Genomic DNA, 16,679 nt, shown 5'->3' on the forward strand with positions numbered 1-16,679 from the left:
TTTGGACGTCTGACCGTCCCCCAAAGACACCATCGCCCTTGGCAAGCTATCACGTCTGGGGTTACAGAGGAGCAAAGACAAACGGGGCAGACTATGAGCAATACCGACAGCTTTATTGACGAAGTGACCGAAGAGGTCCGCCGCGACCGCACTTTCGCGTTCATCAAACGCTATGGCTGGATTGCCGCAGTTGCCGTGGTCGCCATTGTGGGCGGCGCTGCCTATAACGAATGGTCGAAACGTCAGGCCACCGCCAAGGCCGAAGCCTTTGGTGATAGCCTGCTTGACGCATCCTCCGCCGACACCCCCGAGGCTCGCGCCGAAGCATTGGCTGCCGTGCAGGCCCCCGATGCGACCGCTGCCGCGATCGTGGCGCAGATGCGCGCTCAGGCTCTGGTCGAGGCCGGTGATTTCGATGCCGCGATCGAGGCGCTGAACACCGTCGCCGGAAATGGTGAGCTGCCGCGTATCTACCGTGATATCGCCGCGTTCAAGGCGCTGCGCATCGCCCCCGAAACCCAGGACATCGACGCCCGCCGCGTTGCTCTGGAAGCGTTGGCTGCCCCCGGTGCGCCCCTGCGCCTTCTGGCGATGGAAGAACTGGCCTACCTAGAGGCCGGTGCAGGCAACCGTGACGCCGCGGTCGAAGCCCTGAACCGTATTCTGGACGATGCCGAGGTCGCCGCCGACCAGCGCCAGCGCGTGCGTGATACCTTGACCGCCCTTGGGGTCGCGCCCGAAACGGCCGCCCAATAATCGTTTGACGAGGAAGATTGCCATGATGCTTTGCCGCCGCTCCGCCCTGACTGCGGTTCTTGCCGCGACAACCTTTCTGGCCGGCTGTGCACAGCAAGAAGTGATCCTGCCCGGCGAACGCCTGACCCTGCGTGGCGACGCGCCCGTGGTGCAGGACGTGAACCGCAGCGAAGCGATCTCCTTGCCCGCGGCGCAGAACTTGACCGAATGGTCCCAAGCGCAGGCGAACGCCCGCAACAATCCGGGCCATCTGGCGGTAAGCTACCCGCTGGAGCCCATGTTTGCCGTGTCCATTGGCGCTGCCGAGGATCGCAAGCACCGCATCACAGCGCAGCCTGTTTTCGTGGACAACCGCGTCTTTACGCTGGATTCCGAGGCCGTGGTCCAAGCGACCGCGCCCGATGGCCGTGTGCTGTGGCGCCGTGACCTGACCCCGATCACCGATGCGACCGATCAGGCGTCGGGCGGCGGTTTGGCGGCGGATGGCAACATTCTCTATGTTTCGTCCGGTTTTGGTAAACTGGCGGCGCTGGATATCGCGACCGGCCGCGTGCTGTGGGATCAACAGCTCGAGGCGGGCGGGACCGGCACCCCGACCGTTGCAGGCGATCTGATTTACTTTGTGTCCAGCGACAACCGCGCTTGGGCTCTGGACAAGGCCAATGGCCGTATCCGCTGGCAGTTGAACGGCGTCGAAGGCGGCGCGACCATCGTTGGCGGCCCTGCGCCCGCAGTGACCGACCAGCTGGTTCTGTTCCCGTTCTCGAACGGCGATCTGGTCAGCGCGTTCCGCATGGGCGGCGTCCAGCGTTGGACGGCCTCGGTTTCGGGTTCGCGCAATGGTGCGGCGCTGTCGCAGATCAGCTCGATCACCGGCGATCCGGTGATTGACGGCGGTATCGTCTATGTCTCGAACCACTCGGGCCGCGTGGCTGCCCTGAACGTGGACACCGGCGAGCGTCTGTGGACAGCCCAAGAGGGTGCCCTGAGCCCCGTGGCCATTGGCGGCGGCTCCGTGTTCCTGATTTCGGACCGCAATGAGCTGCTGCGTCTGGATGCGGCGGACGGGTCGCGCATCTGGGGCACCGAACTGCCCAACTTTACCGCCCGCAAGCCCCTGAAACGCGCCGAGGTTGTTGCGAACTTTGGCCCGCTGTTGGTGAACGGTCAGCTTCTGGTCGCCTCCAGCGACGGGCTGATGCGAAGCTTTGACGTAACCACCGGCGCGCAGACCGGTGCGGTCAGTGTGGATGGCGGGGCGGCTGCCGCGCCCATCGTGGTGAACGGTGTTGTCTATGTTGTCTCGCGCAAGGGCAAACTGATCGCTTTCCGTTGACGCATTTTTGCGTTAAGGGCTGCGGCTTGATCCTGACGGAGTCGGAACTATGAGCTTTTCTTTGGCCATCGTGGGCCGCCCCAACGTGGGCAAGTCCACGTTGTTCAACCGCCTTGTTGGCAAACGTCTGGCGCTGGTCGATGACCAGCCCGGCGTGACGCGCGACCTGCGCGAAGGCGACGCGCGCCTTGCCGACCTGCGTTTTACCGTGATCGACACCGCCGGCCTCGAGGATGCGACGGATGACAGCCTTCAGGGGCGGATGCGCCGCCTGACCGAGCGTGCTGTGGACATGGCGGACATCTGTCTGTTCATGATCGACGCGCGCGCGGGCGTCACCCCGACCGACGAGATTTTTGCGGAAATCCTGCGCAAGCGGGCGAAACACGTCATTCTGGCCGCGAACAAGGCCGAAGGCGCCGCCGCTGATGCGGGCGTGATCGAGGCGTACGGCCTTGGTTTGGGGGAACCCATCCGCCTGTCCGCAGAACACGGCGAAGGTCTGAACGATCTGTATGTCCAGCTGCTGCCCTTGGCCGACGAGTTCGAGGAACGCGCCGCTGCCGAAGCCCCCGAGACCGAGGTCGAAGTGGGCGAGGAAGAGGACGATTTCGACGGCAACGAGGACATGAAGGTCCATCGTCCGACCGCGAACAAACCCCTTCAGGTGGCCGTTGTGGGCCGTCCGAACGCGGGTAAGTCCACGTTGATCAACAAAATTCTTGGCGAAGACCGCCTGCTGACCGGCCCCGAAGCGGGGATCACCCGTGACGCGATTGCCCTGCGCATCGACTGGGACGGTCTGCCGATGCGGATCTTTGACACTGCGGGGATGCGCAAGCGTGCCAAGGTGCAGGACAAGGTTGAGAAGCTGTCGGTCTCGGACGGTCTGCGCGCGGTGAAATTCGCCGAAGTCGTGGTGGTGCTGCTGGACGCGGCCATCCCGTTCGAACAGCAGGATTTGCGGATTGCCGACCTTGCCGAGCGCGAGGGGCGGGCCGTGGTCATCGCTGTCAACAAGTGGGACATCGAGGACGACAAGCAGGAAAAACTGCGGGAACTGAAAGAAGAGTTCGCCCGTCTGCTGCCTCAGTTGCGCGGCGCACCGCTGGTGACCGTGTCTGCGAAAACCGGCCGAGGTCTGGACCGTCTGCGCGCCGCGATCGAGCGGGCCCATGACGTGTGGAACCGCCGTGTGTCGACCGCCAAGCTGAACCGCTGGCTCGAGGGCATGGTCTCGGCGCACCCGCCGCCGGCTCCGAGCGGCCGCCGCATCAAGCTGCGCTACATGACCCAAGCCAAGACCCGTCCGCCGGGATTTGTTGTCATGTGCTCGCATCCCGACAAAATGCCCGATAGCTATTCGCGCTATCTTATCAATGGCTTGCGGGATGACTTTGATATGCCCGGAACCCCGATCCGCCTCTATATGCGGGATCAGGGCGATCGGAACCCCTATAAGGAAAAGAAGAAGGCGCAGCCTTCGAAGCTGAAGAAGCACCTGGAGAAGGGTCCGAAGAAAAAGGACTGATTGGGATATGTGGGGCGCGGTCGGGGGCTGTCTGCCCCCGGACCCCCGAGAGTATTTCTGCAAGAAGAAAGAGGGCGCCCCGTGTCGGGGCGTCCTTTTTTATTGGGTGAAGTGCAGGGTGAAGGTCAGCACTGTGGCCAGCGTCAGGTTCGCGGTCAGGGTGAAGTAGAGGTAGCCGCGCGGCAGGTATGCGGTGAAACGCTGGGACTGGTGCAGGAGCGCCCAGAAGGCGTGGCCCAGAATAGCGAGCGGCAGGATCAGCGCAGAGGTTGTCAGGGCCAGCAGGGTGGTTGCCGCCAGCAGGGGTGCTGCGACGCGGACGTTCAGCGCCGGAGCGGCGAGGGTCAGCAAAGCCACGGTTTGCGCCGCAAGGAACAGCGCGCTGGTCCAAGTCGCGGTCTCGGGTCCGTGGAGGGTTGCGATCAGGGTCAGGGCCAGCGGGGCCAGAAGGCCGGTCGCGGCGGGGGACAGAACGCGGGCGGGAAGCGGGAGAGAGGTAATATGCATGTTGGCCGAATATTTCGCTTGGGGAAACGAGAACGCCCGCGGGCGGTGCCGCGGGCGTTTGGTGTGGCTTGGGGCGCTTTAGACCAGTTGGCCGTCGGCGCTGAGGGTGGTGCGTCCCCCGAGGTAGGGGTACAGCGCCTCGGGCAGGTTCACCGACCCGTCGGCTTGTTGTCCGTTTTCGAGGACCGCGATCAGGCAGCGGCCCACAGCAAGGCCCGAGCCGTTCAGGGTGTGCACGAATTCGGGCTTGCCGCCAGCGGTGGGCTTGAAGCGCGCGTTCATGCGGCGGGCCTGGAAATCACCACAGACCGAGACCGAGCTGATCTCGCGGTATTTGTTCTGGCCGGGCAGCCAGACTTCGATGTCGTGTGTGCGGCGCGCGCCAAAGCCCATGTCGCCGGTGCAGAGCGCGACGGTGCGGTAGGGCAAACCCAGACGCTCAAGGATGCCTTCGGCGCAGGCGGTCATGCGGTCCAGTTCATTACGGCTGGTGTCGGGGTGGGTGATCGAGACCATTTCGACTTTTTCGAACTGGTGCTGGCGCAGCATCCCCGAGGTGTCGCGGCCCGCGCTGCCCGCTTCGGAGCGGAAGCACTGGGTGTGCGCGGCATAGCGGCGGGGCAGGGTTGCCTCGTCGATAACCTCGCCGTTGACGAAGTTGGTCAGGGTGACCTCGGCGGTCGGGACCATCCACCAGCCGTTGGTGGTTTTGTAGCTGTCCTCGCCGAATTTGGGCAGCTGGCCGGTGCCGTACATCATCTCTTCTTTGACGAGGACGGGGGTCCAAGCTTCGGTCAGGCCGTTTTCATCCACGTGGGTGTTCAGCATGAACTGCGCCAGAGCGCGGTGGATGCGGGCGACTGCGCCGGTTAGCACCACAAAGCGCGAACCGGAGATTTTGCCAGCCGTTTCGAAATCCATGCCGGGGATGACGCCAGCGATCTCGAAGTGCTCTTTGGCGTCGAAATCGAGGGTCGCGGGGGTGCCCCATTTCTTGACCTCGACGTTGTCGTTTTCGTCCTTGCCATTGGGGACATCGTCGAACGGCAGGTTCGGGATTTCCATCAGCAGGGTGTTCAGAGCGACGTCTTCGGCCTTGGCCTCTTCGTTGAGGCGGGCGATTTCGGCTTTCTTCTCGGCGACCAGCGCGCGCAGGCGTTCGAATTCGGCCTCGTCGCCGCGGGCTTTGGCGGCGCCGACTTCTTTGCTGGCTTTGTTCTGTTCGGCCTGAGCGGTTTCGGCCGCGAGGATCTTTTCGCGGCGCGAGGTGTCAATGGCCAGGATCGAGGGCGAGACCGGATCGAGGCCACGGCGGGCCAGGGCGGCGTCAAAGGCTGCTGCGTTCTCGCGGATATAGCGAATGTCGTGCATGGGTCTCTCCACTGAATCTTCCGCGGGCCTTATGCAACAGATTTTGACCGAGGGGTAGAGTTGCGGGTTTCGCATCTGCGGAAAAGTCCGGAGCGTTGCGGATGGGGCGCGGCCGGGGGCTGCCTGCCCCCAGACCCCCGGGGGTATTGGCCCCAAGAAAGAGGGGCCGTGATTCGCGGGCTGGTTGTTTCAGAGGCCTGGTGCGGGGCGGATTGTGGCGCGGATCGGGCAGATCGGGCGCGGGCGCGGGGCAGGGATTTGGCGCGGTTTGGGAATGTTCGGGGCGTGATTGGGGCGCGCGGGTGGTGGCGGTATGGCGGGGCGCGCGGGGGCCCCTTTTTTCATTGGGAAACGGCAACGTTAACCAATGTGGCAAGGGCGATTTGCGCCTGAATGCCCTTGGGAAAAAGGGTTTTGCGCTGAATCGAGACTGTGCCAGCACTGGAAACAACGAAAAAAATCGGGTCATGAGGTTCAATTATGAGTGGTGCAGTTATGCTCCTGCTGGGCTTGGCGAGCCTGGGGATTTTAGGTGGCGTCGCGTCCAGCAGCGTGTCCGGAGAGGATACCGAAAGCACGCAAGACGATCTGGTCGGGGGTGAGGAGGATGACACCATCACCGGCGACAGCGGCAGCGATCTGATCAGCGGCAACGAAGGCAACGATCTGCTGCGCGGCGGGCAGGGCGAGGATACCCTGAACGCGGGCGAAGGCGACGATACCGTTTCGGGTAATGCCGATGACGACATGCTTTATGGCGAGGCTGGCTATGACCTGCTGAACGGTGGCGACGGCAATGACGAGATTTTCGGCGGCTCCGAGGATGATACCATCAACGGTGATGCGGGACAGGACTCTCTGTTCGGGGATGCGGGCAATGACAGCATCCATGGTGATGACGGCGACGACAACATCTTTGGCGGGGCCGAGAATGACAGTCTCTGGGGCGATGATGGCGCGGATTATCTGATCGGTGAAACCGGCGATGACAGTGTTTCGGGCGGTGACGGGAATGACATCCTGATCGGTGACCAGAACACGGCTGACGATATCGACGATCCCGAAGCCCTGATGGGGCAGCCCAACCTGAACCTCTTTAACAGCAACGCCCTGCGCGAGGTTCTGTCCGCCGCCCCCGATGGCGAGGATGATGGCAACGACAGCTACTATGGCGGGGCTGGGGATGACCTGATCTATGACGGCTATTCCCAGTACGACAGCACCGACGGCACCATCGACTATGACCTGCTCGAGGGCGGGGACGGGGATGACCGGCTCTATGACTTCGACGGTTCGTCTACGCTGAATGGCGGCGATGGGGATGACGTTCTGGTCGCGGTCGAGGGCTTTGCCAAGTCCAGCGTCAAGGACGATGACGCCAGCGATATTGACGAATTCACCGATATTCTGCGCGGCGGGAACGGCAATGACACCTTGATCGGCGACGATGGCGACACCCTGCAGGGGGGCGCGGGCGAGGATACCTTCCGGCTCTACATCGACTCGGTGATTTCAGACAACGGCCAGCACCTGATGATCGAGGACATGGCCACCATCGACGACTGGGAAGAGGGCGAGAAGATCGTCATCGACTATGATCCCTTCCACCATCTGGATGGCAGCCAGACCGAGGAAGATCTGGCCGATATGCAGAGTTCCAATGAAAACTTGGCCTTCTATCTGCGTCAGGAAGAAGAGGGCGTCAGTCTGGTGGTCTGGAATTACGATCAGGAAAACGGCGCGCCCCTGTTGTTCGTCAAACACGTGACGATCGAACAAATTCAGGACCATCTGGAACTGCGCCAATTCGTGGATGCGGCCCCCGGTGGACAGCTGATCCTGTAACGGCCCGTTTTCGACCCGAACCAAGGGGGTGCAATGCGAATTGCGCCCCCTTGTCCTTGCATTGGCAGGGTCGGGGGCATAGGTTCCGCCCGACACTTTTCGGGCGACGCCCGCCGATTACAAAGGAACCATCCTCATGCAAGCATTTGCGCAGTTCGTACCCCTGGTCCTGATTTTCCTGATCATGTACTTCCTGCTGATCCGCCCCCAGCAGAAAAAGATGAAAGAGCACCAGAACATGGTTGCCAATCTGCGCCGCGGTGATCAGGTCGTCACTCAGGGTGGTCTGATCGGCAAGGTCTCGAAGGTCAAAGACGAGAACGAACTGGAAGTCGAAATCGCCGAAGGTGTGAAGGTCCGCGTTATCAAATCGACCATCACCCAGGTTCTGAGCAAGACCGAACCTGCGAAGGCCGAGTAATCCGTCACTCGTTTTAAAAGGGGCAGTCATGCTGCAACTCGAGTTGTGGAAGCGCATTCTGATCTGGGGCGTTGTTGTCCTCGGGTTGGTGTTCGCGCTTCCGAACCTGTTCTACACCCGTGTGGAACAGGCCAATGATGCCAGAGCGGCGATCGCTGCGGGCATGGATACCGAAGAAAACCAAGCACTGGCTGCCCAATGGCCGTCGTTCCTGCCGTCGAACCTGGTGAACCTGGGTCTCGACCTGCGGGGCGGCGCGCACCTTCTGGCCGAGGTCAAGGTTGCAGATGTTTACGAGCAGCGGATGGAGGCCCTGTGGCCCGAAGTCCGTGATGCCCTGCGGGACGAGCGTGCCACTGTCGGCACCATCCGTCTGCAGGACAGCGAGCCCGGCATCCTGCGCGTGCGCATCAGCCAGCCCGAGGGCATGGCCAAGGCGCTCGAGGTTGTGAATGGTCTGGCCCGTCCGGTCACCAGTCTGACCGGCGCCGGCGCCAGCGATCTGGCTGTCAGCTCGGACGGGTCGGACATCATCGTCCAGCTCTCCGAAGCGGAAAAGCTGGCCACCGATGACCGCACCCTGCGTCAGGCGCTGGAGATCATCCGCCGCCGGATCGACGAGGTCGGCACCCGCGAGCCCACCATCCTGCGTCAGGGCACCGACCGTATTCTGATCCAGGTGCCCGGCATCGGCTCTGCCGACGAGGTGAAGGCCATCATCGGCACCACCGCGCAGCTGACCTTCCAGCCTGTGATCAGCCGTACCACCAACGCGGAAACCAGCCCCGGCATCGGCAACGAACTTCTGCCCGCCGCCGACGAAAAGGGCGTGTACTACGTGCTGGAGCAGGCCCCCGTTGTGACCGGCGAACAACTGACCGACGCGCAGCCCAGCTTTGACCAGAATGGCCGTCCTGCGGTGAACTTCCGGTTCAACCCCCAAGGCGCGCGCAAGTTCGGTGACTATACCGCAGCCAATATCGGCAGCCCCTTTGCGATCGTTCTGGATGGCGAGGTCATCAGCGCCCCCACCATTCAGAGCCACATTCCGGGCGGTAGCGGCATCATCACCGGCAACTTCACCATCGAAGAGTCGACCAATCTGGCGGTCCTGCTGCGTGCCGGTGCCTTGCCTGCGGGTCTGAACTTCCTCGAGGAACGGACCATTGGTCCGGAACTGGGGCAGGACAGCATCGACGCGGGCGCGCTGGCGTCGGCTGTTGGTGCGATTGCGGTGGTTGTGTTCATGTGGGCCAGCTATGGCCTGTTCGGCATTTTCGCGAACATCGCGCTGGTGATCAACGTCGCCATGATGTTCGGCGTTCTGTCCATGCTGGGGGCCACTCTGACGCTGCCCGGTATCGCCGGTATCGTTCTGACGATTGGTATGGCGGTGGACGCGAACGTGCTGATCTTTGAACGTATCCGCGAAGAACTGCGTGTGGCCAAAGGTCCGGCGCGGGCGATCTCTCTGGGCTTTGAAAAGGCCTTGAGCGCGATCGTTGACGCCAACATCACCACGCTGATCACCGCTGTGATCCTGTTCCTGGTGGGCTCTGGCCCCGTGCGCGGCTTTGCCGTGACGCTGGGTCTGGGGATCATTACTTCGGTCTTTACCGCGATCTACGTCACCCGACTGTTGATCATCCTGTGGTTCGACCGTCGCCGTCCGAAAACCATCGAGGTCTGAGATGCGTCTGAAAATCATTCCCGACAATACCAACTGGGATTTCTTCGGCCGCGCCAAGCTGTGGCTGGGGATCTCTCTGACCTTGATCGTCGTGTCCTTTGCCAGCTTCCTGTATCAGGGGCTGAACTACGGCATCGACTTCCGCGGCGGCACCACCATCCGCACCGAGAGCGCGCAGACCGTTGATGTCGGCGCCTATCGCGGTGCGCTGGCGCCCTTGGACCTTGGCGATATCACCATCACCGAAGTGTTCGACCCCAGCTTCGGGCCGGACAAGAACGTGGCGATGATTCGCATTCAGGCCCAGAGCGAAGACGAGGCGATGAGCGCCGAGATGATCAAAACCGTCGAACAGACCCTGTCCGCCGTGTCGCCTGACATCAAATTCGTGTCAGTCGAGAGCGTCGGTCCCAAGGTCTCGGGCGAGCTGATCCAGACCGCTGTTCTGGCGGTTGTGGGCGCAATTGCTGTGGTGCTGTTCTACATCTGGCTGCGGTTCGAATGGCAGTTCGCTGTGGGTGCGGTTGTGGCGCTGGTGCACGATGTGATCCTGACCATCGGGATTTTCTCGGAGTTCCAGATCCGCTTTGACCTTGCGATCATCGCGGCGCTTCTGACCATCGTGGGCTATTCGCTGAACGACACCGTGGTTGTGTTCGACCGCGTCCGCGAGAACCTGCGCAAGTACAAGAAGATGCCGCTCAAGGAGCTGCTGAACCTGTCCATCAACGAGACCCTGAGCCGGACGTTCATGACCTCGTTCACCACGCTGGTGGCGCTGATCGCGCTGCTGGTTCTGGGGGGCGACGTGATCCGCGGGTTCGTCTTTGCGATGACTTGGGGCATTTTCGTGGGCACCTATAGTTCGGTCTTTGTGGCCTCGACCCTGCTGTTGCTGATGGGGGTCAAGCGCGACTGGTCCAAGGACAAGGGGGTCCAGGAAGGCAACCAGTTTGCCAAGCCGGACGCCTGAGTGCAAAATACGAGGCGCGGGTGACCCCCGCGCCTTTTTACTTTTACAGACCTGCCGGAGTGCCCCATGCGGATGAACGAAGTGACCTATACCGATGCTGTGCCTGTGGTTGGCTATGGCCCCGGTTTTTTCCGTGTGGGTGGCCAAGTGGTCGAGGGTAACATTCTGCTGAGCGACAAGGGCGTCGAGCCTTGGGGCGGGTATGCGGATGCCGAGCGTCTGCTGGCGCTGGTGGGCCGCGTGGACGTGCTCTTCGTGGGGACGGGGGCGGATGTGGCCCATATCCCTGTGGCGCTGCGCGACCAGCTGGAAGCGGCCGGTCTGGGGGTTGAGTCGATGACCTCGCCCGCGGCGTGCCGGACCTATAACGTCCTGCTGAGCGAAGGGCGCCGGATTGCGGCGGCTTTGCTGGCCGTCTGAGGGCGGTCTGTCTGGCGGCTGTTGGTGCCGTGAGTATTTTTGCAAAGAAGAAGCAGGGGGCGGTTCCCGTTTTCGGCAGGCATCAAAAGGATGCGGCGGAATGCGCATAAGGTTGCGCTTTTCCTGAAGGCGGGGCTGGGGTAGGTCTGGGCCAATGGACCTGATTGTATCTGATCTTACGGTAACGCGCGGCGGAGTGCCCGTGCTGGAGGGGGTAGGCTTTGTTCTGCGCCCTGGACAGGCGTTGGTGCTGCGCGGGCCGAATGGCGCGGGCAAGACCACGCTGCTGCGGACCATTGCGGGCCTTCAGCCGGCGCTGAAGGGCTCCGTGAGCGGGGCCGAGGACCGGATCGCCTATGCCGCCCATGCGGACGGGATCAAGCAAGTGCTGACCGTGGCCGAGAACCTGCGCCTGTGGGCAGATGTGTTCGGGCAGGCGGATATCCAGCCCGCGCTGGAGGCATTCAATCTGGTGGAACTGCGCGACCGTGCGGCGGGCAGTCTGTCGGCGGGGCAAAAGCGCCGCTTGGGGCTGGCGCGCCTGATGGTGACGGGGCGTCCCGTTTGGGTTCTGGATGAGCCGACGGTGTCGCTGGACGTGGCATCCGTGGCGCTGTTTGCCGATGCGGTGCGGCTGCATCTGGCGGGGGGCGGCAGTGCGCTGATGGCCACCCATATCGATTTGGGCCTTGAGGCCGAGGTGCTGGACGTGACCCCGCATAAGGCGGTGCTGACGAACGCGCTCGAAGATTTCGACGAGGCCTTTCTGTGATTGCTCTGTTGCTACGGGATTTGCGGCTGGCGGTGCGGGCCGGTGGGGGCTTTGGCCTCGGGCTGGCATTCTTTCTGATCGTCGTGGTGCTGGTGCCGTTCGGTGTGGGGCCGGAAAGCGGGCTGCTTTCGGTAATCGCGCCGGGGGTGCTGTGGATCGGGGCCTTGCTGGCGTGCCTGTTGTCGCTGGACCGGATTTTCGCGCTGGACTGGGAAGATGGCTCGCTCGATCTGCTGGCGACCGCACCGGTGCCGCTGGAAGGGATCGTGACGGTCAAGGCCTTGGCCCACTGGCTGACCACGGGGCTGCCGCTGGTGCTGGCCGCGCCGGCCTTGGGTATTCTGCTGAGCCTGCCGCAAGGGGGCTATCTGTGGCTGGTGGTGTCCTTGGCACTGGGGACCCCGGCGCTGAGCGTGATCGGCACTTTTGGCGCGGCGCTGACTGTTGGGATCAAGCGCGGCGGTCTGTTGTTGTCGCTCTTGGTGCTGCCGCTCTATGTGCCAACGCTGATCTTCGGGGCCGAGGTTGCCCGCCGCGGCGCCGAAGGGTTCGAGGTGATGACCCCGCTGTTGATGCTGGGTGGGATCACCTTTGGCGCGCTGGCGCTCTTGCCCTTTGCCAGCGCCGCCGTCTTGAGAATTAACTTGAGGTAGCTCGTCTGAGCCACTGATCTGAAAGGGAAAATCCATGTCGATCTGGCAATACGCCAACCCGAAAAAATTCATGGAGACCACAGGGCCGCTGCTGCCGTGGATCGGCGCTGCCTCGTTGACCTGTATCGTGACGGGGCTGGTCTGGGGCTTTTTCTTTACGCCCGATGACTATCGCCAAGGCTCCACGGTCAAGATCATTTACCTGCACGTCCCCTCGGCGCTGATGGCGATTAACGCGTGGTTCATGATGCTGGTCGCCAGCCTGATCTGGCTGATCCGCCGCCACCATGTCAGCGCACTGGCCGCCAAGGCCGCGGCCCCCGTGGGCGCGACCATGACCGTAATCGCCCTGATCACCGGCGCGATCTGGGGCCAGCCCATGTGGGGCACGTGGTGGGCATGGGACCCGCGCCTGACCTCGTTCCTCGTGCTTTTCCTGTTCTATCTGGGCTACATGGCGCTCTGGGGCGCGATTGAGAACGACGACACCGCCGCCGACCTGACCAGCATTCTGTGCCTTGTGGGCTCGGTCTTTGCGGTGCTGTCGCGCTATGCGGTGAACTTCTGGAACCAGGGGCTGCATCAGGGCGCGTCCCTGAGCCTCGACAAAGAAGAGAACGTTTCCGACGTCTTCTACTATCCGCTGCTGGTGTCGATCGGGGGCTTCATCCTGCTGTTCGTGTTCCTTGTGTTCCTGGGCACCCATACCGAAATCCGCGCCCGCCGCACGCGCGCGCTTCTGGCCCGTGAAAGGATGTCCTGATGCCTGATCTGGGGAAATACGCGGACGCGGTCCTGTCGTCCTATGCGCTGTCGCTTCTGCTGATTTTCGCTCTGGTGGGGTGGGCCGTTGTGCGCTCTCGCAAGGCCCGCGCCGCACTGGAAGAAACCGAACAAAGGATCAAGAACCGTGGCTAAACTGTCGCCGCTGATGATCCTGCCGCCGGTGATTTTCGCCGGTCTGGCAGGGATGTTCTACGTGGGCATGATGCGCGAAGACCCCGAAAGCCTGCCCAGTGCCCAGATCGGGCGCGAGGTGCCCATGGTCGAGGTGACCCCGCTGACGGGCCACGACACCTTTACCATCGAGGACCTAAAGGATGGCCAGATCAAGCTGGTGAACTTCTGGGCCAGCTGGTGCGCCCCTTGCCGGGTCGAGCATCCGAACCTCAGCGCCCTAGCCGCCGAAGGGATCCCGATCTACGGCGTGAACTACAAGGACAAGCCCGACGCGGCGCTGAAATTCCTTGATGAACTGGGCAACCCCTATACCGCCATCGGCGCCGATGAGGCTGGCCGTATGGCGATCGAATGGGGCGTCTACGGCGTTCCGGAAACCTACTTGATCGACGGCGAAGGGCGCATCGTCACCCGCATCGCCGGCCCTCTGGTCCAGCGCAATATCGAGGACACCCTGCGTCCCGCCCTCGACAACATCGGCGACTAAGACAAACGGGCGCTTCCCACATGGAAAACGCCCGCTGCTTCTTTTTGCTCTAAATACTCAAATCGGGGCGCCTACCCAAAGGCGCCCCGTTTGCATTCCGCCCTTACTTGGCCAAGTTCCGCAGCACATAGTGCAGAACGCCGCCATTCTCGACGTATTCGATCTCGGGCGCGGTATCGATCCGGCACTTGATCTGGATGGTCTTGGTGGTGCCATCCGCATAGGTGATGTGGCAAGGCAGAACCTGCAGCGGCTTCACGCTGTCCAGACCCTCGATGGTCACAGTCTCGTCGCCGGTTAGACCCAGCGATTTGCGGTCATCGCCGCCCGTGAACTCGAACGGCACAACGCCCATGCCCACCAGGTTCGACCGGTGAATTCGCTCAAAGGACTGCGCGATCACCGCCTTGACCCCCAGAAGAGCGGTCCCTTTGGCAGCCCAGTCCCGCGACGAACCCGCGCCATATTCCACACCGGCAAAGATCACCAGTGGGGTGCCAGCCTCTTGATAGGCCATCGACGCCTCGTAGATCGAGGTTTGTTGCCCGTCCGGCCCCTTGGTGTAGCCGCCTTCGACACCGTCCAGCATCTCGTTCTTGATGCGGATGTTGGCGAAAGTGCCGCGCATCATGACCTCGTGGTTGCCGCGGCGCGAGCCATAGGAGTTGAACTCACGCACCGGCACCTGATGGTCCAGCAGGTACTTGCCCGCAGGGGTGGTGTCCTTGAACGAACCGGCGGGGCTGATGTGGTCGGTGGTGATCATGTCCCCCAGAACCGCCAGAACGCGGGCGTTCTCGATGTTCTGGATGGTGCCTTTCTCGGGCGACATGCCTTGGAAATAGGGCGGGTTCTGGATGTAGGTCGAGGTCGGCGGCCAATCATAGGTCTCGCCACCCGACACCTCGACGCCCTGCCATTTCTCGTCGCCCTTGAAGACATCCGCGTATTTCGACTGGAAGCTTTCGCGGGTCACGGTCTTTTCGACCAACTCGGCAATCTCCGCGTTCGAGGGCCAGATGTCCCGCAGGTACACGTCATTGCCGTCCTTGTCGGTGCCGATGGGATAGGTCGCAATGTTGACGTTCATGTCACCGACCAGCGCATAGGCCACGACCAGCGGCGGCGAGGCCAGATAGTTCGCGCGCACATCGGGGCTGATCCGCCCTTCGAAGTTGCGGTTGCCCGACAGAACCGAGGTCGCGATCAGATCGTAATCGTTGATCGCCTTGGAAATCGGCGCCTCTAGCGGGCCAGAGTTACCGATACAGGTCGTGCAGCCATAGCCAACAAGGTTAAAGCCGATGGCGTCCAGATCCTCTTGCAGGCCAGCGGCCTCGAGATAATCGGACACAACCTTCGACCCCGGCGCGAGCGAGGTTTTGACCCAAGGCTTGCGGTTCAGCCCCAAGGCCCGCGCTTTGCGTGCCACCAGACCGGCCCCGATCATCACATAGGGGTTCGAGGTGTTGGTACAGGACGTGATCGAGGCGATCACGATGGACCCGTCATGCAGCTGATAGGCGCCGTCGTCGGTGGCGTACCAGCCTTTCTTGTGGTGGCCCTGATCGCCGGGGATGTCGCGGGGCTCAGGCGCGCCGCCTTCGGCCTCCCAGCGGATTTCTTCTTTCTTGCTGGCGTCTTTGCCGTCGCGGATGCCTTGGACGAACTTGCCGAACTCGGTGCCGGCATTGGTCAGCGGGATGTAATCCTGCGGGCGCTTGGGGCCGGAAATCGCGGGCACGATGGTGCCCATGTCCAGCTCCAGCGTCGAGCTGTAGATCGGCGCATAGTCCGCACCGCGCCAGAAGCCGTTCTCCTTGGCATAGGCCTCGACCAGCGCGATCCGGTCTTCGTCACGGCCGGTCTGGCGCAAGTAGCGCAGGGTCTCGGCGTCGATCGGAAAGAAGCCGCAGGTCGCGCCATATTCGGGGGCCATGTTGGCGATGGTGGCACGCTGCGCGAGCGGCAGGTTGTCCAGACCTTCGCCATAGAATTCGACGAACTTGTTAACCACGCCATGTTTGCGCAGCATCTCGACGACCTTGAGCACAAGGTCGGTGCCAGTGGTGCCTTCGACCATCTCGCCGGTCAGTTTGAAGCCCACGACCTCGGGGATGAGCATGGAAATCGGCTGACCCAGCATGGCGGCTTCGGCCTCGATCCCGCCGACACCCCAGCCCAGAACCGCCAGACCGTTCACCATCGTGGTATGGCTGTCGGTGCCGACCAGCGTGTCAGGATAAGCTACGGTTTCGCCGTTCTGGTCCACGTCGGTCCAGACGGTTTGCGCCAGATATTCTAGGTTCACCTGGTGACAAATCCCCGTTCCCGGAGGCACAACGCGGAAGTTCTGGAACGCCGACTGACCCCATTTCAGGAACTGGTAACGCTCCATGTTGCGTTCATATTCACGGTCCACGTTCATCTGGAACGCGCGCGGATTGCCGAATTCGTCGATCATGACCGAGTGGTCGATGACCAGATCCACGGGGTTCAGAGGGTTAATCTTTTGCGCGTCGCCGCCAAGCGCCTTGATCCCGTCGCGCATGGCGGCCAGATCGACCACCGCAGGCACGCCGGTGAAATCCTGCATCAAAACGCGGGCAGGGCGATAGGCGATCTCGCGGGGGTTCTTGCCGCCCGCGCTGGCCCATTCGCCAAAAGCCTTGATATCATCGGTGGATACGGAAAATCCGGCGTCTTCGAAGCGCAGCAGATTTTCCAGAACGACTTTGAGCGATGCGGGCAGTTTCGAGAAATCCCCGAGCCCTGCCTCTTGGGCCGCGTTGATCGAGTAATAGGAAACAGATTGTTCACCGACCGTCAGAGTGCGGCGCGTCTTGGCGCTGTCGGTACCGGTTGTGATGGGCATAATCGCTTGCCTTTCAATAAAGAGGGGTAACGTTATGCTTTGTATTTGGGTCGATCTTCCTGCCAATCAAGGAATAATCACG

Annotated in this window: 16 protein-coding genes; 13 read left to right on the forward strand and 3 right to left on the reverse strand. The window is 62.3% G+C overall.

Features of this window, described 5'->3' with window-relative positions; all coding sequences use genetic code 11:
* Positions 1–93: 93 nt before the first annotated feature.
* From HJ536_RS05305 to der, 3 genes are read left to right on the forward strand one after another with little or no spacing between them, the layout of a single operon-like run.
* A complete protein-coding gene (locus HJ536_RS05305; RefSeq protein ID WP_176854128.1) occupies positions 94–756 on the forward strand; it encodes a tetratricopeptide repeat protein in 663 nt (220 codons plus the stop codon).
* Between the two features lie 22 nt (positions 757–778).
* Positions 779–2,092 (forward strand): PQQ-binding-like beta-propeller repeat protein, encoded by a 1,314-nt coding sequence (locus tag HJ536_RS05310; protein ID WP_228028644.1) that lies wholly within the window; start codon positions 779–781, stop codon positions 2,090–2,092.
* Positions 2,093–2,141: 49 nt separating this feature from the next.
* A complete protein-coding gene (der, locus tag HJ536_RS05315) occupies positions 2,142–3,623 on the forward strand; it encodes a ribosome biogenesis GTPase Der (RefSeq protein WP_177156943.1) in 1,482 nt (493 codons plus the stop codon).
* Positions 3,624–3,722: 99 nt separating this feature from the next.
* Here der and HJ536_RS05320 read toward each other — a convergent pair whose 3' ends face one another.
* The gene (locus tag HJ536_RS05320) at positions 3,723–4,130 is read right to left on the reverse strand and encodes a hypothetical protein (protein ID WP_177156944.1); all 408 of its coding nucleotides are present in this window, start codon (positions 4,128–4,130) and stop codon (positions 3,723–3,725) included.
* Positions 4,131–4,208: 78 nt separating this feature from the next.
* A complete protein-coding gene (gene serS / locus HJ536_RS05325; protein WP_177156945.1) occupies positions 4,209–5,501 on the reverse strand; it encodes a serine--tRNA ligase in 1,293 nt (430 codons plus the stop codon).
* Between the two features lie 480 nt (positions 5,502–5,981).
* On the opposite strand from serS, the gene HJ536_RS05330 reads away from it, so the two are divergent.
* The 10 genes from HJ536_RS05330 (at position 5,982) to HJ536_RS05375 (ending at position 13,722) form a co-directional block, all read left to right on the forward strand.
* On the forward strand, positions 5,982–7,346 hold the full coding sequence (locus tag HJ536_RS05330) for a calcium-binding protein (RefSeq protein ID WP_177156946.1): 1,365 nt from the start codon (positions 5,982–5,984) through the stop codon (positions 7,344–7,346).
* Between the two features lie 136 nt (positions 7,347–7,482).
* Positions 7,483–7,767 (forward strand): preprotein translocase subunit YajC, encoded by a 285-nt coding sequence (gene yajC / locus HJ536_RS05335; protein ID WP_176854133.1) that lies wholly within the window; start codon positions 7,483–7,485, stop codon positions 7,765–7,767.
* 28 nt (positions 7,768–7,795) lie between these two features.
* Positions 7,796–9,457 carry a protein translocase subunit SecD gene (secD, locus tag HJ536_RS05340; protein WP_176854134.1) on the forward strand — a complete coding sequence of 554 codons (1,662 nt, stop codon included), beginning with the start codon at positions 7,796–7,798 and terminating at the stop codon, positions 9,455–9,457.
* A gap of 1 nt (position 9,458) precedes the next feature.
* A complete protein-coding gene (gene secF / locus HJ536_RS05345) occupies positions 9,459–10,430 on the forward strand; it encodes a protein translocase subunit SecF (RefSeq protein WP_177156947.1) in 972 nt (323 codons plus the stop codon).
* Positions 10,431–10,496: 66 nt separating this feature from the next.
* Positions 10,497–10,850: an Mth938-like domain-containing protein gene (locus HJ536_RS05350; protein ID WP_177156948.1), complete on the forward strand. Its 354-nt coding sequence runs from the start codon at positions 10,497–10,499 to the stop codon at positions 10,848–10,850.
* 154 nt (positions 10,851–11,004) lie between these two features.
* The gene (gene ccmA / locus HJ536_RS05355; RefSeq protein WP_176854137.1) at positions 11,005–11,622 is read left to right on the forward strand and encodes a heme ABC exporter ATP-binding protein CcmA; all 618 of its coding nucleotides are present in this window, start codon (positions 11,005–11,007) and stop codon (positions 11,620–11,622) included.
* A complete protein-coding gene (gene ccmB, locus HJ536_RS05360) occupies positions 11,619–12,275 on the forward strand; it encodes a heme exporter protein CcmB (protein WP_176854138.1) in 657 nt (218 codons plus the stop codon). Before ccmA ends, ccmB begins: the two co-directional genes overlap by 4 nt.
* 34 nt (positions 12,276–12,309) lie before the next feature.
* On the forward strand, positions 12,310–13,038 hold the full coding sequence (locus tag HJ536_RS05365; protein WP_176854139.1) for a heme ABC transporter permease: 729 nt from the start codon (positions 12,310–12,312) through the stop codon (positions 13,036–13,038).
* A complete protein-coding gene (gene ccmD, locus HJ536_RS05370) occupies positions 13,038–13,193 on the forward strand; it encodes a heme exporter protein CcmD (RefSeq protein WP_176854140.1) in 156 nt (51 codons plus the stop codon). The genes HJ536_RS05365 and ccmD overlap by 1 nt, the downstream gene beginning before the upstream one ends.
* Positions 13,186–13,722 (forward strand): DsbE family thiol:disulfide interchange protein, encoded by a 537-nt coding sequence (locus HJ536_RS05375; RefSeq protein ID WP_338082409.1) that lies wholly within the window; start codon positions 13,186–13,188, stop codon positions 13,720–13,722. Before ccmD ends, HJ536_RS05375 begins: the two co-directional genes overlap by 8 nt.
* Before the next feature lie 103 nt (positions 13,723–13,825).
* Here the strand turns inward: HJ536_RS05375 and acnA are convergent, their stop codons facing one another.
* Positions 13,826–16,597, reverse strand: a complete 2,772-nt coding sequence (gene acnA / locus HJ536_RS05380; protein WP_177156949.1) for an aconitate hydratase AcnA — start codon at positions 16,595–16,597, stop codon at positions 13,826–13,828.
* Positions 16,598–16,679 lie beyond the last annotated feature (82 nt).

The organism is Donghicola mangrovi (assembly GCF_013377535.1).
GTDB lineage: Bacteria > Pseudomonadota > Alphaproteobacteria > Rhodobacterales > Rhodobacteraceae > Donghicola > Donghicola mangrovi.